The organism is Actinoplanes sp. NPDC051513 (assembly GCF_044454685.1).
Classification (GTDB): Bacteria; Actinomycetota; Actinomycetes; order Mycobacteriales; family Micromonosporaceae; genus Actinoplanes.
Window position 1 is genome coordinate 256,382 of record NZ_JBITDW010000003.1, and the last position, 19,608, is coordinate 275,989.

At 71.0% G+C, this 19,608-nt stretch carries 15 protein-coding genes and 1 pseudogene; 8 read left to right on the forward strand and 8 right to left on the reverse strand.

Annotated features, from left to right (window positions below; all coding sequences use genetic code 11):
- Window positions 1–10 precede the first annotated feature (10 nt).
- From ACIA5D_RS11215 to ACIA5D_RS11230, 4 genes are all read left to right on the forward strand, one after another.
- Window positions 11–874 carry a bifunctional methylenetetrahydrofolate dehydrogenase/methenyltetrahydrofolate cyclohydrolase gene (locus tag ACIA5D_RS11215; RefSeq protein ID WP_396029729.1) on the forward strand — a complete coding sequence of 288 codons (864 nt, stop codon included), beginning with the start codon at window positions 11–13 and terminating at the stop codon, window positions 872–874.
- A 78-nt stretch (window positions 875–952) separates the two neighbouring features.
- A complete protein-coding gene (gene mdh, locus ACIA5D_RS11220) occupies window positions 953–1,903 on the forward strand; it encodes a malate dehydrogenase (RefSeq protein ID WP_396029730.1) in 951 nt (316 codons plus the stop codon).
- Window positions 1,904–2,061: 158 nt separating this feature from the next.
- Window positions 2,062–6,843, forward strand: coding sequence for a ricin-type beta-trefoil lectin domain protein (locus ACIA5D_RS11225; protein ID WP_396029731.1), 4,782 nt, complete (start codon window positions 2,062–2,064; stop codon window positions 6,841–6,843).
- A gap of 7 nt (window positions 6,844–6,850) precedes the next feature.
- Entirely contained in the window at window positions 6,851–7,993 is a 1,143-nt protein-coding gene (locus ACIA5D_RS11230) for a hypothetical protein (protein WP_396029732.1), read from the forward strand.
- Here the strand turns inward: ACIA5D_RS11230 and ACIA5D_RS11235 are convergent.
- The 3 genes and pseudogenes from ACIA5D_RS11235 to ACIA5D_RS11245 all read right to left on the reverse strand — a co-directional run.
- Window positions 7,988–8,788: an MBL fold metallo-hydrolase gene (locus ACIA5D_RS11235; protein ID WP_396029733.1), complete on the reverse strand. Its 801-nt coding sequence runs from the start codon at window positions 8,786–8,788 to the stop codon at window positions 7,988–7,990. The two genes, ACIA5D_RS11230 and ACIA5D_RS11235, sit on opposite strands and share 6 nt — an antisense overlap.
- A 60-nt stretch (window positions 8,789–8,848) precedes the next feature.
- Entirely contained in the window at window positions 8,849–9,334 is a 486-nt protein-coding gene (locus ACIA5D_RS11240; protein ID WP_396029734.1) for a PhoD-like phosphatase N-terminal domain-containing protein, read from the reverse strand.
- 2 nt (window positions 9,335–9,336) lie between these two features.
- A pseudogene (locus tag ACIA5D_RS11245) lies at window positions 9,337–9,525 on the reverse strand (hypothetical protein); the annotation flags it as partial.
- A gap of 160 nt (window positions 9,526–9,685) precedes the next feature.
- Between ACIA5D_RS11245 and ACIA5D_RS11250 the strand changes: the two are divergent.
- The 3 genes from ACIA5D_RS11250 to ACIA5D_RS11260 all read left to right on the forward strand — a co-directional run bounded on the left by ACIA5D_RS11250 (window position 9,686) and on the right by ACIA5D_RS11260 (window position 12,619).
- Window positions 9,686–10,900: an NADP-dependent isocitrate dehydrogenase gene (locus ACIA5D_RS11250; protein ID WP_396029735.1), complete on the forward strand. Its 1,215-nt coding sequence runs from the start codon at window positions 9,686–9,688 to the stop codon at window positions 10,898–10,900.
- Window positions 10,901–11,009: 109 nt separating this feature from the next.
- The gene (locus ACIA5D_RS11255; RefSeq protein ID WP_396029736.1) at window positions 11,010–11,927 is read left to right on the forward strand and encodes a GlxA family transcriptional regulator; all 918 of its coding nucleotides are present in this window, start codon (window positions 11,010–11,012) and stop codon (window positions 11,925–11,927) included.
- Window positions 11,928–11,986: 59 nt separating this feature from the next.
- A complete protein-coding gene (locus ACIA5D_RS11260) occupies window positions 11,987–12,619 on the forward strand; it encodes a DJ-1/PfpI family protein (RefSeq protein WP_396029737.1) in 633 nt (210 codons plus the stop codon).
- A 1,737-nt stretch (window positions 12,620–14,356) separates the two neighbouring features.
- Here ACIA5D_RS11260 and ACIA5D_RS11265 read toward each other — a convergent pair.
- The 5 genes from ACIA5D_RS11265 to ACIA5D_RS11285 form a co-directional block, all read right to left on the reverse strand.
- Window positions 14,357–14,890 (reverse strand): DinB family protein, encoded by a 534-nt coding sequence (locus ACIA5D_RS11265; protein ID WP_396029738.1) that lies wholly within the window; start codon window positions 14,888–14,890, stop codon window positions 14,357–14,359.
- 44 nt (window positions 14,891–14,934) lie between these two features.
- On the reverse strand, window positions 14,935–16,023 hold the full coding sequence (gene galT, locus ACIA5D_RS11270; RefSeq protein WP_396029739.1) for a galactose-1-phosphate uridylyltransferase: 1,089 nt from the start codon (window positions 16,021–16,023) through the stop codon (window positions 14,935–14,937).
- On the reverse strand, window positions 16,020–16,796 hold the full coding sequence (locus ACIA5D_RS11275) for a DeoR/GlpR family DNA-binding transcription regulator (RefSeq protein ID WP_396029740.1): 777 nt from the start codon (window positions 16,794–16,796) through the stop codon (window positions 16,020–16,022). The genes galT and ACIA5D_RS11275 overlap by 4 nt, the downstream gene beginning before the upstream one ends.
- Before the next feature lie 116 nt (window positions 16,797–16,912).
- Window positions 16,913–17,827 carry a glycosyltransferase family A protein gene (locus tag ACIA5D_RS11280; protein ID WP_396029741.1) on the reverse strand — a complete coding sequence of 305 codons (915 nt, stop codon included), beginning with the start codon at window positions 17,825–17,827 and terminating at the stop codon, window positions 16,913–16,915.
- The gene (locus ACIA5D_RS11285) at window positions 17,824–18,759 is read right to left on the reverse strand and encodes a sulfotransferase (protein WP_396029742.1); all 936 of its coding nucleotides are present in this window, start codon (window positions 18,757–18,759) and stop codon (window positions 17,824–17,826) included. Before ACIA5D_RS11285 ends, ACIA5D_RS11280 begins: the two co-directional genes overlap by 4 nt.
- 62 nt (window positions 18,760–18,821) lie before the next feature.
- Here ACIA5D_RS11285 and ACIA5D_RS11290 point away from each other — a divergent pair, with 62 nt between their 5' ends.
- A complete protein-coding gene (locus ACIA5D_RS11290; RefSeq protein WP_396029743.1) occupies window positions 18,822–19,604 on the forward strand; it encodes a WecB/TagA/CpsF family glycosyltransferase in 783 nt (260 codons plus the stop codon).
- Window positions 19,605–19,608 lie beyond the last annotated feature (4 nt).

The window sequence follows — 19,608 nt, forward strand, 5'->3', positions numbered from 1 at the left end:
GATTTGTCGGATGAGGATCCTGGACGGCAAGGCGGCCGCTGCCGCGGTCAAGGACGACCTCCGGGCGAGGGTCAAGGCGCTCGGGGACCGCGGCGTCGTGCCCGGTCTCGGCACGGTCCTGGTCGGCGACGACCCCGGTTCCAAGGCGTACGTCGAGGGCAAGCACCGCGACTGCGCCGAGGTCGGCATCGCCTCGATCCGCCGCGACCTGCCGGCCGACGCCGGCCAGGAGCACGTCGAGGCGGTCGTCGCCGAGCTCAACCAGGACGACGCCTGCCACGGCTACATCGTCCAGCTGCCTCTGCCGAAACACCTCGACACCGGCCGGATCCTCGAGCTGATCGACCCCGACAAGGACGCCGACGGCCTGCACCCGGTCAACCTCGGCCGGCTCGTGCTCGGCTTCGACGGCCCGCTGCCCTGCACGCCGCGCGGCATCGTGCACCTGCTGCGCCTCAACGACGTGCCGCTGAAGGGCGCCGAGGTCACCGTCGTCGGCCGCGGCACCACCGTGGGCCGCCCGCTCGGCCTGCTGTTGACCCGCCGCACCGAGAACGCGACAGTCACCCTCTGCCACACCGGCACCCGCGACCTCGCCGCGCACACCCGGCGGGCCGACATCGTCGTGGCGGCGGTCGGCGTGCCGGGGCTGATCACGGCGGAGATGGTCAAGCCGGGCGCGACGGTGGTGGACGTCGGCATCACCAGGGTGGTGGGCGAGGACGGCAAAGGGCGTTACAGCGGGGACGTCGACCCGGGCGTACGCGAGGTGGCCGGCGCCCTGGTGCCGGTGCCCGGCGGCATCGGGCCGATGACCAGGGCGATGCTGCTCACGAACGTGGTCGAGCGCGCGGAGTGGCTTACCTCGCGTTAGGGAGACCAGCGGGTAATACGCCGTTAACCGACTGATACGGTCCGGAAAAGTGGTCCCGGAGACTGGAGTGAGAAGGCTATGGGCAAGAAGGTAACCGTCGTAGGGGCCGGTTTCTACGGCTCGACGACCGCACAGCGTCTGGCCGAGTACGACATCTTCGACACCGTGGTGCTCACTGACATCATCGACGGCAAGCCGGCCGGCCTCGCCCTCGACCTCAACCAGTCCCGGCCGATCGAGGGCTTCGAGACCAAGGTCGTCGGCGCCACCACCGGCCCGAACGGCGAGGGCTACGAGGCGATCGAGGGCTCGGACGTCGTGGTCGTCACGGCCGGCCTCCCGCGCAAGCCCGGCATGAGCCGGATGGACCTGCTCGAGGTCAACGCCAAGATCGTGCGCCAGGTCGCCGAGAACATCGCGAAGTACGCGCCGAACGCCGTCGTCATCGTCGTGTCCAACCCGGTCGACGAGATGACCGCGCTGGCCCAGCTCGCCACCCAGTTCCCCAAGAACCGCGTCTTCGGCCAGGCCGGCGTGCTCGACACGGCCCGCTTCACCAACTCGATCGCCGAGACCCTCGCGGTGCCGGTCAAGAGCGTCAAGGCGCTGACCCTCGGCTCGCACGGCGACACGATGGTGCCGGTCCCGTCGCGCTGCACGGTGGACAGCAAGCCGCTGTCCGACCTGCTCCCGGCCGACAAGATCGAGGAGCTCGTCGTGCGCACCCGCAACGGTGGCGCCGAGGTCGTCGCGCTGCTCAAGACCGGTTCGGCGTACTACGCGCCGTCGGCCGCCGCGGCCCGCATGGCCAAGGCGGTCATCGAGGACTCCGGCGAGACCCTCCCGGTCTGCGCCTGGGTCGACGGCGAGTACGGCATCTCCGGCGTGTACCTGGGTGTCGAGGCTCAGATCGGCCGCGACGGCATCAAGAAGGTCGTCGAGGAGAAGCTGACCGACACCGAGGTCGCTGGTCTCAAGGAGGCCGCCGAGGCCGTCCGCGCGAAGCAGGCGGACGTCGCGAACCTCTGAGTTTCGTCGGGAAAGGGCCGGGGTTCTGTGAGCCTCGGCCCTTTCTTACTCGTGAGTAGATCGATGTATTGACCTACATTGCATGATCGCCTTAGGGTGACCCCTGCTTGCCTGTAACGAGGTCGTTACAGCGCTTTCACGGGGGAAGGCGACTTGTCATGAGGGCTGCACGCTGGCTGGGCTCTGCCTGCGCGGCATTGGCCGCGATCACCATCATTTCGGCGCCGGCCGCGCCGGCCCACGCCGACACCGGTGACACCTGGGCCTTTCCGAATCGTCTCGACGACGGGCTGACCGACGCCCGGCTCGACCGCTGCCGCCTCGGCTTCGTGCTCCAGGCCGGCGGTCCCGAGATCAAGAAGATCGCCCAGCCCGCGCTGGCCGGCACGGATGCGCAGATGCACACGGCCGGCGACCCGCGGTACTGGGACGACACCCCGCTCGCGCTCGCCTACGAGAAGGACCAGGCGAGCCGGTCGGCCATGTGGGACACGCTCTACGACCGCAAGGACGTGTGGAGCGACTCGATCCCGAACAACTTCGAGATCCCCACCGAGACGGTCACCGGCTTCCAGTGGGCGCCGAACTTCTACGGCGATCTCGGGATCACCGGGTTCTATGTGGATCAGTTCTTCAAGGGCGAGGACAAGCTCTACGAGGACCTGGCGCCGATCGCCTCCGACGAGGCCGTGGCCAAGGGCAACCAGCTCGCCGACCAGCTGCACCTGTTCAACGGCGACGACGACGCGCCGCACTCGGTGCAGGAGGAGATCTCCTGGGGCGAGGTGGGCGACCAGGACGTCTTCGGCGACGGCACGATCTTCGACGGCAACCACCACGCCGACGACCTGCGTGAGTTCCTGCAGTTCGGCGGTTTCCCCAAGACGGCGCTGACCCCGGGAACGGCCGAGTACCGCTTCGAGGTCGAGGCCCTCAAGCAGCGTTTCTCCTCGTGCGACGCGGAGAACCCGCTCGACCCGAACCACGTGCTCGCGAACGTCGTGAAGAGCGCGGCGGCCGAATGGCGGACCGAGCTCGACTCCCAGGCCGCCCAGCGCAGCACGATCGTCAACGCACAGATCAAGGCCTACAGCGACCTGGAGACCGCGGCCATCGCGATGGGCGAGTCGGTCGGACAGTCCTGGATAGCCGGCCAGCTGAGCAAGTGGCAGGCCTGCTACACCGCCGGCGGCTACTGCTGGGCCGGGTCGGGCCCGATGACGTTCAAGTACAAGTCGGCCACCACGCTCTGCCTGGACAACACCGGCGGCTCCTCGGCCAACAACAACAAGATCGAGCTGTACGCCTGCAACAACGGCACCGCGCAGAAGTTCCGCCCGGGCGTCATGGCCAACTACCTGGACGGCACGCTGATCAACACGGGCACCAACCGGTGCCTCGACCTCAACGGCACCAACGTCGTCCTCAACGCCTGCACCAGCGGCAAGGCGACCCAGCACTGGCAGTGGCAGAGCACGGTCGGCAACACCCGGCTCTACAACGTCGGCGCCAACAAGTGCCTGAACTTCGCGACGGCGACCAGCGGCCTCCAGGCGACCGTGCAGACCTGCAGCGGCGGCACGACCCAGCAGTTCGTGTCCTCGCAGGACAACTCGAACACGGGCACCGGCCACGACACGATGTTCTGGCCGACCGCTGCCGACTTCACGTATGCGACCAACGAGATCAAGAACGCGCAGACCCGGGCGGCCGCGCAGCTGACCATCGCGAACAATGCCTCGGCCGACGCCCAGACACAGGCGACCGCGGTCACCAACGCGCAGAACGCTGCCGCCACGATCGCGACCGACAACAACTATCCGGTCGGGCGCGGTCTCGCGTACGCGCAGCAGTCGGCCCAGGTCACCAAGGCCTCCGCCGCCGGCGCTGCCGCCGCGGCCAAGGCGACGGCCACCGCGGTGCAGGCCACCAAGGCCGCGGTCGCCGACAGCGCCACGCTGATCTCGCTGGCCCAGACGCAGGCCAAGGCGATGCAGGCGGAGTACGCCAAGAACGCCGCGCAGGAGGCCGCCCGCCAGGCCAAGGCCGCCGCCGACTCGGCCGCCCGCGAGGCGCAGGCCGCCGCCGCCGACGCGGCCACCGCCAAGGCCAAGCGGCAGGTCGCCGAGCAGGCGAAGGCGACCGCGCAGACCGCGGCGAACAAGGCCGCGCAGCAGCGCCAGATCGCCGAGCAGCAGCGTCAGGTCGCTGCCCAGCAGCGGGCGATCGCCGAGCAGAAGCACGCCGAGGCGTCGGCCGCCAACGCGGACGCCCAGCGCCAGCAAGGGATCGCCGCGTCCGCCCGCGCCCAGGCCGAGGCCGACGCGCAGACCGCGGCCGACCACGACTTCGCGGCGCAGAGCGCCGCCAACCAGGCCCGCATCTATCGGGAGACCGCCGAGAACGCGGCCCGGCAGCGCGACGCCCTGGCCTCCCGCGCGGCCGCCATGCAGTCGCGGGCCAACGCCGACGAGGGCAGCACCGAGGCGGTCGCATCCCGGCAGGCCGCGAACGACGCGCAGGCCGCGGCCGACCAGGCCGACACGGCGGCCGACCGCGCCCAGCACGACGCCGACGTCGCCACCGCGGCGGCCCAGGCGGCCCGCGAGGCGGCCACCCGGGCCCACGCCGCGGCGGCGCGCTCTCTGGCCGCGGCGAACGAGGCCGACAAACAGGTCGCGATCACCCGGTCGGCGATGCTGACCGCTCACTCGGCGGCGGCCGACGCGCTTGCCGCCGCGAAGGACGCCAAGCAGCACGCCAACAACGCCGACGCCGACGCGGCGGCTGCCGCTGCTGACATGCGGGAGGCCGCGCGGCAGGCGGGCGAGGCCAAGACGGCCGCCGACGCGGCGGTGGCGCAGAGCGCGATCACGGCCGGGCGGGCGTACGCGACCGCACAGGCCGCCGTGGCCGCGCGTGACTCGGCCGCCGAGGTGGCCGCCCCGGCCAACGAGGCGGTCGGGCTCGGCGCGCCCTTCGTCGACAAGGACTCGGCCGCCGCTCTGGCGGTGCTGGTCGGGCAGGGCGCGCTTACCGTCGCCCAGCAGCAGACCGCCGCGGCCCAGGCCCGCGCCGACGAGGCCAACGCCGCCGCCGCGAACGCCGCCGCACTGGCCGCCGCGGCTACCGGCGACGCCAAGATCGCGGCACAGGCAGCCGCCGACGCCGCCACGAGCGCCGCGGCCGCGGCCCGGTCGGCACGGGACGCCCGCGCCTCGGCGGCGGCAGCGGCGAACGACGCCGCCGCGGCGGCCCAGGCGGCGGCCGCCACCTCGACCCTGAACGCGCAGGCCGAACGGGACGCGGCGGCGGCACACGCCGCCGCGACCGCGGCCGCCGGCGACGCGGACGCGGCCGATGCCGCCGCCGACGCCGCCGAGCGGGACGCCACCTCGGCGCGCGCCGCCGCGGCCCAGGCTCGGGTGGAGGCCGACGCCGCGCAGAAGGCGGCCGACGACGCCGACAAGTACGCCGACGACGCCGAGGCGGCCGCCGCCCGGGCGCAGGCGGATGCCGAGGCCGCGGAGAAGGCGGCCGACGACGCCGAGAAGGCCGCCCAGGACCAGGAGGACCAGCGGCAGCTGATCGCCAGCTACGACGGCGGCTTCATGTTCCTGGAGATCGCCCCGGTCGGCGACATCAACGTCACCACCGGCGATCTGGTGTGCAACGCCAAGCCGACCTGCGACGTCGACGTGCCGGTGCACATGACCGGGACGCTCGTCTACAACGTGGTGGTCTGCCAGTACCAGGGGACGACCAGCGCGATCTGCGAGCGTCTCGAGCTCGGCACCAAGCCGTTCAGCGTGGACCGGACCAAGCGGGTGCACCTCGACGTCCGCGAGGTCATGCAGGCGTCGCTGCGCAACCTGGTCGATCTGGCCGTCGGCGACTTCATCGGCTGCGGCAAGTACATCTGGCAGAGCCACGGCGTCAACGGCGACTGCGCCTGGGCCGCGGCCAACTTCATCCCGTACGAGAAGCTGTTCGCCTGGGCCAAGGCGATCGTCGGGATCAAGAACGCGGCTCGGACGGGCGAAGGGCTGGCCGAGGCGTTCGACGACCTCCACCGGGTCGATGTCGACCTGAACACGGCCATCAAGCTCGAGACCGAGATCAACGAGGACATCACGAAGGCCTGCCTCACGCAGAGCTTCGACGCCGCCACACCGGTCCTGATGGCCGACGGCGGCCGCCGTCCGATCGCCGAGGTCGCGGTGGGCGACCGGGTGGCCGGAGGGGTGGTCAGCAAGACCTACCGCACGTACGACACCGACCTGGTCGACGTGGTGGTCGCGGGCGGGGCCGTCATCCACACCACCAGCAAGCACCCGTTCTGGAGCGGGTCGGACGACCGGTGGATCGACGCGGCGTCGCTCGTGTCCGGGACGGCGCTGCGCAGCGACGACGGCTCATCCGTCACCGTCGCCGAGGTCCGGGTGATCCCCGGCGGCCAGGACATGTACGACCTGACGGTCGACGGCGCGCACGCGTTCTACGTGTACGCCGGCGACGAGCCGGTGCTGGTGCACAACGTGAGCTGCAAGGCGATCCCGCTCGGGAACGGCCTCTACCAGTACCCCGACGGCTCGATCCGCGACGCGGCCGGCAAGTTCGTCTCGAGCAGCGGCACGTCGCGCGTCGGCGCCGCGGCCGAGAAGGCGGTCATGGACGACCTTGCCGCCCAGGGCTACAACGTCATCCGTACGCAGGTGGCGGTCCGCGGCAACGGCGACCAGCTGCGCTTCTACGACTGCGCGATCGACCTCGGCGGCGGCAACATCATCGGCGTCGAGGTGAAGAGCGGGTCGGCCACGCGGACGGCCGCGCAGCGGGACTTCGACAACTGGATCCTGGCGGGCAACCACCCGACGACGGTCGGTCGCTACGCTGGCGATTACAAGGTCGTCGACGTCCGCGAGATCAAGGTGCCGTGAGGTTCTGATGACAGTTGACCGTGCGACGGCCACCGCGTGGATCCGCGAGGTGGCCGCCGACCGGTGGGACGCGGCGCTGGCCGCCCAGGGCTTCACCCGGGCGGCCACCGCGCTGACCTACACCCGCAAGGTCGCCGACGGCGGACGTCAGCGCCTCCAGCTCGATCTGTCGGTGCGTCCGCCGGCAGCGCCCGACAGCTTTCAGTTGACGGTGCGCGCGACCACCGCCTTCCCCACGGTCGCGAAGCTGGCCATCCGCCTGCTGGGCTCGACGGCCGGCGCCTTCGGCAAGTCCGACGTCGTCGACACCGGGCTGCTGGACACGCTGGCCCCCGCCTCCCCGATGCTGCTGTTCCGCGCCCGGGAGGAGCTCGAGGCCCTGCCGGTCGAGCGCTACCTGCTCGATCCGCTGGTGCTCTACCTCGACGAGCGGAAGACGGTGGCGGCGCTGACCGAGGCGAAGCGCGCGGAGTGGCTGGCCACCGACCAGAACCCGCAATATCCCAGCCGCTTCCCGGTCATCGTGGCGGCCGGTGAGCTCGCGCTGGGCCGGCGGCCGGAGGCGCTGGCCACGCTGCAGCGGGCCTATCCCGACGGCAGCCCCGGCCGCAGGGAGTACGCGGAGGCCTTCGCCGAGCTGGACTCGCTCGCGGAACTGGGTGGGCCCGCGGAGCCGCATAGGCCCGCGGAGCTGCATGGGTCCGCGGAGCTGCGTGGGCCCGCGGAGCTGCATGGGCCCGCGGAGCCGCATGGGCCCGCGGGGCCGCATGGGCCCGCCGCGAAGGCCGCTGCGGCCGGCGGAAGCCCGTCGCCGCTGACGTTCGCGCTCAAGACCGTCACCACGCTGTCGCTCCCGCCGGTGCCCAACCCGGGCCCCGACCAGCTGGAGCGGGTCGTGCGCGGCCTCAACGAGGAGCGCTTCTTCGCGCTCCTCGAGCGCTCCGACGGCGCCTACGCCCAGGTCGGTTTCGGCCCCAAGGCCGGCGCCGCGCCCGGCATATACGCCCTGGAACACCGAGCCGCGCCCGAGGGCGAGCACCTGCGCGCCGAGACCGGCAACCAGGACGAAGCCGTGGCCTTCCTCCAGCGTTTCCGCGCCGGCGACGATGGCTGGCGCGCCCACCACGAGTGGCGGCGGCTCGAGCTATAGCCGGTGGAAGGCCTCGCCCAGGTGGGAGACGGCCAAGGTGGCGCCTCGATCGGTTGCCTGTCGCACGATGCGATGGCGGGTCTCGCGGGCCTCGTCGGGGTTCATGTCGCTGGCGTAGGCCACGTCGGGGTGCAGCAGCTGGATCATGTGGACGGCCAGGTCGCCGGCGACCAGCAGGCTCTCGTCGCCTTCCTCGACCAGGACGGACTGGTGGCCGGGGGTGTGGCCGGGCGTCGCCACGATGCGCACGCCCGGACCCAGGACGGCGTCGCCGGAGAGCACCTGGAGGCGGCCCTGCGCCAGCAGCGGCTCGATCAGCACGTCGAACTGGCCGGCGCTGTGGCGGTTGGTCTTGTAGACGTCCACATCGGCCTGTTGCACCACCACGCGGGCTGACGTGAACGGGGAATCGTGGGGCACGGCCCAGCCCATGTGGTCGTTGTGCAGGTGGGTCAGGACGATCGCGGAGACCTCGCCGGGGGCGATGCCGGCCGCCGCGAGCTCGGCGGGGAGGTGGCCGGGGACCGGCGCCCAATCGGCGGCCAGCGAGCCGGCGGGGCCGATGCCGGCGTCGACCAGGGTGACCGGGCCGTCGCCGTACCGGATCGCGTAGCTGCGGAAGCGCAGCCACCAGTCGCCGCCGGAGGTCACGGCGGCCGGATCGGCCGCGTCGGCCTGGGCCCACTGCTCGGCCGTGGCCGAGGGGAACGCCTCGGCCCGGGGGAGGAAGAACGGGCCCTGTGCGTCTTCCAACGCGGTGATCGTCAGGTGGCCGACGGTGTGGGTGAGCGGCATGCAGAGATTCTGCCGGGCGCGCGGGTCACCCCGCGCGCCCGTTTGAAGATCTGTGGATAACTATCGCTGCATGGGGAAGACACCCTGGTCATCGTGTACGTCGTAGATGGGGCCCATCGCGAGAGTGGACACGGGCGCAGCCGACTCCGTGACCGAGGCGATCCCGGGCCGGCCAGCGAGCCGAACCGCAGCCGCCGGTAAGCCTGCATGTCGAGCCCGCGCGGCAGCGACGATCGCCGCAGCGGCATGTGCTCGTAGTAGGCACGACGCGAACGCGAAACGCAACCCGCGCGGATGTGCGGTGGGCGCCGGTGCGGTACGCGTACGCCCGATTGATGAAATTTGTCCGGAAACGCGGAACCGGTAGTAGTAGACCGTGCCGGGTCGAAGCCCTCGGACATCCACGTGCACCGAGTGGCCGAAAGAGGGGTGCGCGAGCGAGACCCCCGACCGGCGGCCGCGAGTAAAACGGTCATCGAGGGAGATTTCCCATTCCACCGGGAAGGCCGGTCGGGCATGCCGGCCGCGGGCGCGAGCCGCGTCCACAGCACGACGCCGTCCGGGAGCGGGTCACCGGAGGCGACGCCGAGCGTGAAGACATCCGCCGGGAGGGCGGGCGACGTGTTCGCGTACCCGGAAGACGGCCGGACCAGCAACGGCCCGGACGCCACCGCCGCGCCCCCGGCGATGAGCAGTCGTCGGCTGAGTGGCTGGTTGAGCTTCTCGGATAGCGACATGTCTCGATGTCATCGAGGAGAGGCCACGACCGCCCAACCTGAGGTAAAACGGGCAATAGCGATATGGATAACTCCAGGTCGGGGGCGGTCGACGATCTTCACGGCCTGGGCAGTACGCTCGTACTGCTAAGCATGGTTTTCGGGAGAGGAGCGCCGGCCGATGGCGAAAATCAAGGTCACCAACCCGGTCGTGGAGCTCGACGGCGACGAGATGACCCGGATCATCTGGAAGCAGATCCGGGAGCAGCTGATCCTGCCCTACCTCGATGTCCCGCTCGAGTACTACGACCTGTCGATCCAGCACCGCGACGAGACCGACGACCAGGTGACGATCGACGCGGCCAACGCCATCAAGCGGCACGGCGTCGGCGTCAAGTGCGCCACCATCACGCCCGACGAGGCGCGGGTCGAGGAGTTCGGCCTCAAGAAGATGTGGCGTTCGCCGAACGGCACGATCCGCAACATTCTGGGCGGCGTCGTCTTCCGCGAGCCGATCATCATGCAGAACGTGCCCCGGCTCGTACCCGGCTGGACCAAGCCGATCATCATCGGCCGCCACGCGCACGGCGACCAGTACAAGGCCACCGACTTCGTCGCGCCGAGCGCCGGCAAGTTCACCATGACCTTCACGCCCGAGGACGGCTCGGCCCCGATCGAGTTCCTGGTGGTCGACTTCCCGGCCGGCGGCGTCGGCATGGGCATGTACAACTACGACGAGTCGATCCGCGACTTCGCGCGCGCCTCGTTCCGGTACGGCCTGGCCCGCAACTACCCGGTCTACCTCTCGACGAAGAACACGATCCTCAAGGCGTACGACGGTCGTTTCAAAGACTTGTTCGCCGAGATCTTCGAGAGCGAGTTCGCCGACCAGTTCGCCGCCGCCGGCCTCACCTACGAGCACCGGCTGATCGACGACATGGTCGCCGCCGCGCTGAAGTGGGAGGGCGGGTACGTCTGGGCGTGCAAGAACTACGACGGTGACGTGCAGTCCGACACCGTGGCCCAGGGCTTCGGCTCGCTCGGCCTGATGACCTCGGTGCTCATGACGCCGGACGGCCGCACGGTCGAGGCCGAGGCCGCCCACGGCACGGTCACCCGGCACTACCGCCAGTGGCAGAAGGGCGAGAAGACCTCGACCAACCCGATCGCGTCGATCTTCGCGTGGACGGGCGGCCTCAAGCACCGCGGCGTGCTCGACGGCACCGCTGCGGTGACCGAGTTCGCCGAGACGCTCGAGCAGGTCTGCATCGACACCGTCGAGGGCGGCCAGATGACCAAGGACCTCGCCCTGCTGATCTCGCGCGACGCCCCATGGCTGACCACCGACGAGTTCATGAACGCGCTCGACGAGAACCTGGCCCGCAAGCTCGCCTGATTTTCGAGGCCGCCGGCGTGACGCCGGCGGCCTCTTTTCAAGCCCGGTGGCACAAAAGGTGGGTTCTTCGTCGTTGCGGTCATGACGCGTACGCCGGGACGATCGGTTCATGCGTCACCACGTGCAGATCGTCCTCTTCGACGGGGTGCAGAGCCTCGACGTGACCGGCCCGCTGGAGGTTTTCACCTACGCCGGCGCCTATCGGGTCACGACCGCGAGCGTCGGTGGCGCTCCCGTCCGCACGTCGAGCGGCCTGCGGCTGACGCCCGATCTGTCCCTCGAAGAACCCCCCGACACCCTCGTCGTGCCGGGCGGCGAGGGCACCCGCGAGCCGCCCGCCGACGTCGTCGCCTGGCTAGCGTCACGAGGCGCCGACGTACAAAGGATCATGTCGGTCTGCACCGGCGCCTTCCTCCTGGCGTCGGCCGGCCTCCTCGACGGGCGCAAGGCGACCACCCACTGGCAGTACTGCGAATCCCTGCGCAGCCATCACCCCAAGGTCGACGTCGACGCCGAGCCGATCTTCGTGCGGGACGGCCGGATCGCCACCTCGGCCGGCGTCACCACCGGCATCGACCTCGCGCTCGCGCTGGTCGAGGAGGACCTCGGCCGCGACGTGGCCCTCGCCATCGCCCGCGGCCTGGTCATGTTCCTGCGCCGGCCGGGCGGGCAGAGCCAGTTCAGCGCCCAGCTCGCCGGCCAGGTCGCCCACCGCGAGCCGCTGCGCGAGGTGCAGCGCCTGATCGCCGAGCATCCCGAGCGCGATCTCTCGGTGCCGGCCCTCGCGGCCGCCGCCAACCTCTCGCCCCGGCAGTTCACGAGGGCGTTCTCCGCCGAGATCGGTGTCCCGCCGGGTCGCTATGTCGATCGCGTACGCCTGGAGACCGCCCGCCGCCTCCTCGAGGACACCACGGATGGCGTCGCCGAGGTGTCGCGAAAAGCCGGCTACGGCACCCCTGAGGCCATGCGCCGCGCTTTCCTCCAGGCCCTCGACGTCTTCCCGACCGAGTACCGCCGCCGCTTCTGAAGGCCGCCGCTTCTGAAGGCCGCCGCTTCTGAGGGCCGCCGCTTCTGAAGGAGAGAACAATGAAGATCAACATCCTGCTGTACGACCGGATGACCGCCCTCGACGCGGTCGGGCCCTACGAGGTGCTCAGCCGCTTCCCCGGCAACGAGGTCCTCTTCGTCGCCGAGAAGGCCGGCCCGATCCACACCGACACCGGCTACCTGACGCTGATCGCCGACGCTTCCCTCGCCGAGGCGCCCCCGGCCGACATCGTGCTGGTCCCCGGCGGGTACGCGCCGCCGTTGACGCCCGGCCCGATCCACGAGTGGCTGCGCGCCGCCGACGCCACGTCGACCTGGACCACGTCGGTCTGCGTCGGCTCCCTGATCCTCGGCGTGGCCGGCCTGCTGACCGGCCGCCGGGCGACCTCGCACTGGCTGACCCTCGACCACCTGCGGAACTACGGCGCCGAGCCGGTCGCCGAGCGCGTGGTCTTCGACGGCAAGTACGCCACCGCCGCCGGCGTCTCGTCCGGCATCGACCTGGCCCTGACGCTGCTCGGCGAGATCGTCGGCCCCGAGGCGGCGATGGCCGTCCAGCTGGGCATCGAGTACGACCCGCAGCCGCCGTTCCAGGCCGGCTCGCCGGCGACAGCCCCGGACGCCATCGTCGCGTTCCTCCGGGAGAACCGGGAGATGGTGGTCCAGCTTTAAACCTATGCACCAAAACGCATGTTTATTTCCGTAACTGGGGGATACGGGCCTCGTTTTTCAAGGCGAAATGACGGTCGCGTAGCTGTGGGTTTCGCCCACCGATGGCTGCCTTGTCCCGGGCGCCGCTCGGTTACCCCCGGCGTCAGCGCGACCCGTCCCTTCCCAGCGGGGGGCCTTGTCCCGGGCCCCCCGCCCCTAAGCTCTGCTCGCTGTGCCGCGAGCGGTTACTCATCATCGCTGGCCGCCCGTGATCACCCGCCGGTGAGTATGAGTGCATATTTCGGGCGCTCGGTTGCCGCGGCCGACGGCTGGCTGATCGGCTCGGCTGTGGCGTCCGGTCGGGGTGCCTTGGCCGACCGGCTTCAGGTGCGACCGGTTACGGCGTGATGGTGGTCGGGCCGGGGATGCCATCGCCCGGTGCCGGCCTGGTCGCGGCGGCAGCGGCCGTCGCGGATGGGGCTGTCCCGGCATGTCGGGAGTCGGGCCGGATATCACCATTGTTGACGGCGGCTATTCCGGGGTGAGAATGGCATGCTCGAAGTCGGTTCTGGGCTTACCGCCGGATTCTTTGGAGTGGGATAATTCTGGGGTGCGGCAGATGGAGCTCTTCACCAGGTCCCAGCTAGCGGAAATGCGTGATCCGACCCGGGCGCGTCGTTATTCGCCGGCGCGTGAAGAGTTCCGCCGCGTGCATGCCCGGCAGCGCGCGTGGGGGCTTGTCGAGCGGCACGCGCGTAAGCTGCGCCGGCTGCACGGCGGTGACGACGGTTCACCCTTGACGGCGGCCGAGCGGCGGCTCTGGTCCGGCCGCGCCGGCACACCTGGGCGCCCGGTGGCGCCGGTGCCGCCGCACGCTCCCGCCCGCACTGGCCAGGACCTCGGCTCACCAGCACAGCCGGTGGTGTACCCGGCGGGCAACCAGGTCACGCAGCCCACCCCGGCGGCGCCCGCCACGGCCGAGCAGGTCACGCAGCCCGCACCCACCCAGCAGGCCATGCCGGCCACGGCCGAGCAGATGGCCTCCGCCGACCAGGACCACACCCCACCCGACCCGCGGCGCCGACCATATTCGGCCGCCGTGCGTGCCATTCCGTCAACGCTGTTCCGCGCCATTCTTCCGCAACGGCAAACACCGTTAAACAGCCTCCACCGACAATGGCGAACACCGATCGCCTCAGCGTGGGACGGCCGGGCGAAATCGGCGCCGACCACAGCGGAGACTCGCACAGCCCACCGCACAAACGTCCGGCATATCGCGCCCGGCACGCCGCACGTAACACCCGGAAGACCCACGCCCCATCCCGCATACCGCGCTGTCGCAGGCGACGCACGGCGCTGTCGCAGGCGACGCACGGCGCTGTCGCAGGCGACGCACGGCGCTGTCGCAGGCGACGCACGGCGCTGTCGCAGGCGACGCACGGCGCTGTCGCAGGCGACGCACCGCGCTGTCGCAGGCGACGCACCGCGCCGCCGCATTCGACGCACCGCGCCGCCCCGCCGCGGCCGGCCGGGGCGAGCCGGGGCGAGCCGGGCGGCTGCCATGGCCCGGGGCCGTCGATGGGCGCGGCCCGCCACCGCCGGGCAGATCCGTCCATGCGCCGGCAGTTGATCGAGGGCGGCCAACAATGATGAGTGCCGGCCGTCGCGGTCATCCGTGGCTACCGCTTCCGACACCGACGCCGGCTCGGCCATCACGCCAAGCCCGCTCAAACAGACCCCCACCCCAAGAGGTGCCAGTTACTGCCCGACGCGGCCGTCGATGCGCTCGCGCAGGAAATCGGCGTGGCCGTTGTGGCGGGCGTACTCCTCGATCATGTGGATCAGGACCTCGCGCAGCGCCAGGTCGCCCTCGCCCACGTAGCCGAGGTCTTCGATGGAGTCGACGTAGTCCTCGGCGAATGCGATCTCGTTCTTCCAGGTCTGGAAGGCCTCGGCCACCACTTCGGGGTCGGCGACGGCGCCGTTGAAGTCGAGGTCGTGGTCTTCCGGCGTGCGGTAGTGGCGCTGCACCTCGAAGCCGGCCAAGTGAACCCGGAACCAGTTCTGCTCGACACCCGCCATGTGCCGCACCAGGCCGAGCAGCGACATCGGGGACGGCTCGACCGCGCGCGCTGCCAACTGCTCGGGGGTCAGGTCGGCGCACTTCAACTCGAGCGTCAGGCGCTGATCGCGCAGGTAGCCGACGAGCGTGTCGCGCTCCCCGGTGAAGCCACCGTCGGTGCGGGGGTCTTCCTCGGGCGTGACGAACATGTTGGACCAGGCGAATCCCATAACTCCGACCCTCTAGGAAGAGAATCCGGAAAGCAACTGTGATCTCACAGAGAGCGCAGTGTCTCGGCGGCCGTCTCGGGGACGATGTCGTTGATGAAGGCGCCCATCGCCGACTCGGAGCCGGCCAGGAACTTCAGCTTGTCGGCGGCCCGGCGGATGCTGAACAGCTGCAGGTGCAGGTAGCCCAGCTCGCGCCCCTCGCCCACGACCGCCTGGTGCCAGGCCGAGATGTACGGCATCGGCTTGCCGAACAGCGCGTCGAAGCGGCGCAGCACGTCGAGGTAGAGCGGGCCGAACGCGTCGCGCTCCTCGTCCGAGAGGGCGGGCAGGTCGGGGACCTTGCGGTGCGGCGCCAGCTGCACCTCGTACGGCCAGCGGGAGGCGGCCGGCACGTACGCCGTCCAGTGCTCGTTGGCGGCCACGACGCGCACCCCGGCGGCGCGCTCGGCCGCGAGGACATCGGTGTAGAGGTCGCGGCCGGTGCGGGCGAGGTAGCGGCCGGCCGCGCGCAGCATCTGCTCGGTGCGCGGCGGCACCGTGGGGTAGGCGTAGATCTGCCCGTGCGGGTGGTGCAGGGTCACGCCGATCTCGACGCCGCGGTTCTCGAACGGGAAGACCTGCGCGACGCCCGTGATCTGCGACATCTCAAGAGTGCGGTCGGCCAGGACGTCGACCACCGTGCGTACGCGGGACGGCGAGAGCTTGCCGAACGAGCCGTTGTGGTCGCTGGTAAAGCAGATGACCTCGCAGCGGCCGATGCCCGAGCGCACCGGCACCAGGTCGGTGAGCGAAGTGATCTCGTCGGCCTTGATGCGGTCGCTGAACGACGGGAACTGGTTCTCGAAGACCACCACGTCGTAGTCGGGCGCCGGGATCTCGCTGGCGAATGCCGGGGTCGACGGGCAGAGCGGGCACGCGTCGCTGGGCGGCAGGAATGTACGGGTCTGCCGGTGCGCCGCGACCGCCACCCACTCGTCAGCGAGCGGGTCGTAGCGCAGCTGCGAGGCCGGCGGCGGGGGCGGGAGGTGCCGCGTGTCCGGGTACTCGGCCCGGTGGGTGTGCGGCTCCTCGTTGAAGTAGATCAGCTCCCGGCCGTCCGAGAGGCGGATGGCCGTACGGTTCTTGAACGTCACTGCGCGGTCACCACCACGAGCTCGGGCACGGTCTCTTCCAGCAGCGTGCGGGCCTGCTGTTCGAGGCCGTCGTCGGTGATCAGCACGTCGGCGCGCTCGAGCGGGACGATCGAGGAGATGCCGACCGTGCCCCACTTGGTGTGGTCGGCCAGCACGACCAGGCGCTCGGCCGCCTCGACCAGGGCCCGGTTGACGTCGGCCTCCATGAGGTTGGGGGTCGTGTAGCCGGCGCGCTCGCTCATGCCGTGCACGCCGAGGAAGAGCATGTCGAGGTGCAGGGTGCCGATCGCGGCGACGGCCACCGGGCCGACGAGGGCGTCGGAGGGGGTACGCGTGCCGCCGGTGAGCACCACCGTCTGGTCGGGGCGCCCGGCGCGGTAGAAGACGTCGGCGACCGGGATCGAGTTGGTGACGACGGTCAGCGAGGGGACGTCGACGAGCCGCTGGGCGAGGCCGGCCGTGGTGGTGCCGGCCGAGAGCGCGATCGCGTCGCCGGGGGAGACGAGGCCGGCCGCGTGCATGGCCATGGCCGCCTTCTCGGCGCGCTGGCGGACGGACTTGGCGGCGAAGCCGGGCTCGTGCGCCGAGCCGGGGCTCACCGTGGTGGCTCCGCCGTGTACCTTCGCCAGTAGGCCGCGATCGGCCAGCGACTCGAGGTCGCGGCGGATCGTCATGTCGGAGACGCCGTACTCGGCGGCCAGTTCGCTGACCCGGACGCCGCCGGCGGCCCGGACCCGGTCGAGGATGGCGGACTGGCGTTGTTGCGCCAGCACTAGAGGATCCGCACTAATTCGAACACACCCGAACACTACCGTGTGATCGGGTGTGATGAAAAGTGGTGTGTCCTCAGTCCCTTTTTGGGTGGTGGGCGGGGCGGTCGGATGGGAGTTCAGATACCCCGTCCGCGCTTGTGCAGCGCCGAAAGAACGTTTTCGACCTTCACCGCACCCGTCATGGCGGCCAGCGCGATGGCGGTCCGGGGCTCCTTCCAGTTGGCCCGCACGGCCTCCTTGCTGAACTGCCAGGCCTGGCTGCGGTTGCCCGACGCCGCCGACCAGCACGCCAGCTGCCCGTATACCCGCGCCGCGCCGGGTTTGCACCCACTGATCTCGGGATGGCGCTGCATCATCCACCGCAGCGAGGAGATCTTGGTGGCGTACTCGTACGCGTAATGCGACGTCCGCCCCCAGAGCACCCGCACCAGCGGCTCGTCGAGGTGCACGATCGGCGCCCGGCGCGCGGCCCGCAGCAGCAGGTCCCAGTCCTCGTTCTGGCTGCCCGGAGCGTCCTCGGCGACGAGCCCGATCGCGTCCTCGGCGAGCGCGTCCCGCCGGAGCAGGAACGACGACGAGTGCAGCATCGCCATCCGGGATCGGGCCAGCTCGTCGACGGTCACCCGGCTGTGCCCGGCCAGCCGCGGCGTGCACCGGCCCTCGTACTCGACCTCGATCGCGCACGTCGCCATCTCGGCGTCCGGGTCGGCGAGCAGCGCGGCGACCTGGCGGCGCAGCTTGTCGGGGAGCCAGCGGTCGTCGTCGTCGCAGAACGCCACGAACTCGGTGTCCAGCGCGAGGATGCCGGTGTTCCGGGCTCCCGCCAGGCCCGAGGTGCGCCAGTTGGTGAGCACCAGCACCTGCACACCCTCGGTGGAGGCGAGCAGATAGTCGGGCTCGGTCTGGTCGTACACGACAAGGATCTTGAGATCGCCGGGGTAACGCTGCTCGCGCACCGCCGAGATCGCCCGGCGGACCAGCTCGGGCCGGTTGCGGGTGGGGATGACGACCCCGACCGAAGGCCAGTTCACCGGGACACCTCCGAAGGCGACAGGGGATATCCGTACGCCCGCAGCATGGGCGCACAGACGGCGCCGACCAGACGCCGTTGCCGGGGCGGCAGCGCCGAGACCCAGGCGTCGTCGCGGCGCAGCGCCACCCGCCCGACGGTGAAGCGCATCGGGTTGCCGGCCGCGCTGTGGCCCACCTTCAGATCGGCGTGCCCGTCCTCCACAAAGGATAAATCGGACGGGCCGAGCGCGACGCCGGCGAACGAAGCCAGGTCGGCCAGGGCAACGAGCGGGTCGGCCACGAACTCCTCGTACCGGATGCGGCGCACCGGCACCCCGCGCCGGGCGAGCAGGCCGAAGGCCGCGTTGTGCGCGTTCCACAGCAGCGCCGAGCGCCCGGGGGAGTAGCGCGTCATCTCCCCGGCGCCGTCGGTCTCGGGGCGGGAGACCGTCTTGGTCCAGGAGTACGCGACCCCGCGCGCGTCCCGCACCACATGCACCACCCGCAGGTTGAGGTCGCCCGACCAGCGCAGCACGTGGGCCAGCGCCGAGTGTTTGGAGGAGTCGACGACGATCCGGGCGCCGGACACCTCGGCCGCGGCCGCGTACACCCGGGAGTAGTACTCGGCGTACTCGTGCACCTCCTCCGGCGCCTCGACGGCGGTGGCAAGGCGCGGGATGTGCCGGGTGCGCTCGACCGCCGCCCGCAGGTGGTGCACCCGGTCGACGTCGACGTTGTGCCAGCCGCCGAACGCGAGCGCGCCGACCCGCCGCCAGAACCCGCAGGCCGAGAAGCGCGCGCCGCAGCCGCAGCGCTCGTCGTCGCGGAGGTCGCGCTGCCAGAGGTGGACCACCTCGCCGAGCGCACACACCCCGGGAAGCTCGCCGAGCAGACGTTCGACGAGCGTTGTCCCGCTACGTCCTAATCCACCCAGAAATAACACCCGTGCCACTTTGGCCCACCTTCGCTCGTTTCGCTCCTATAACGAGGCAACAACCGTGAAGGAGGCGACAGGTGCCCATCGAGGCTTTCGACCGGGTTGACCTGGACGGTACGGGTATCGACCGAATCACCGAGGCCGAGGTCGTGGCGGTGGTGCGGGACGCGCTGAACCGTGGCCGGGGCGGCCGGATCATCACCCCGAACATCGACATCCTGCGGCGGGCGCAGGTCGACCCGGAGGCGCGCGAGCACCTCGACGACGCCGACCTGATCGTGGCCGACGGCATGCCGCTCGTCTGGGCGAGCAAGCTGGGCGGCTCGCCGCTGCCCGAGCGGGTGGCCGGCAGCAGCCTGATCTGGTCGCTCTCGGCCGGGCTGGCCCGCGACAAGAGGTCCATCTTCGTGATCGGCGGCGCGCCGGAGAACGACGGCGCGGCCCGGGCGGCGGACCGGCTGGAACAGGAATGCCCGGGGCTGCGGGTGGCCGGCACGCTGTGTCCGGACTTCGGCTTCGAGAAGGACTCCATCGCGTACGAGCAGTTCTGCGCGAAGGTGATCGACGCCCGCCCGGACCTGGTCTTCGTCGGCCTCGGATTCCCCAAGCAGGAGCAGATGATCGCCAGGCTGCGGCCGGGCCTGCCGGGTGCCTGGTTCATCGGCTGCGGCGCGGCGGTCAACTTCGTGGCCGGCGACGTGGCCCGGGCGCCGCGCTGGATGCAGCGCACCGGCCTGGAGTGGGCGCACCGGCTCGGCGTGGAGCCGCGCCGGCTGGCCGGCCGCTACCTGCGCCACGACGCGCCCTACGCGCTCAAGCTGCTCGCCCAGGCGCCGGCCCAGCGGGTACGCGCACGCTAGCAGT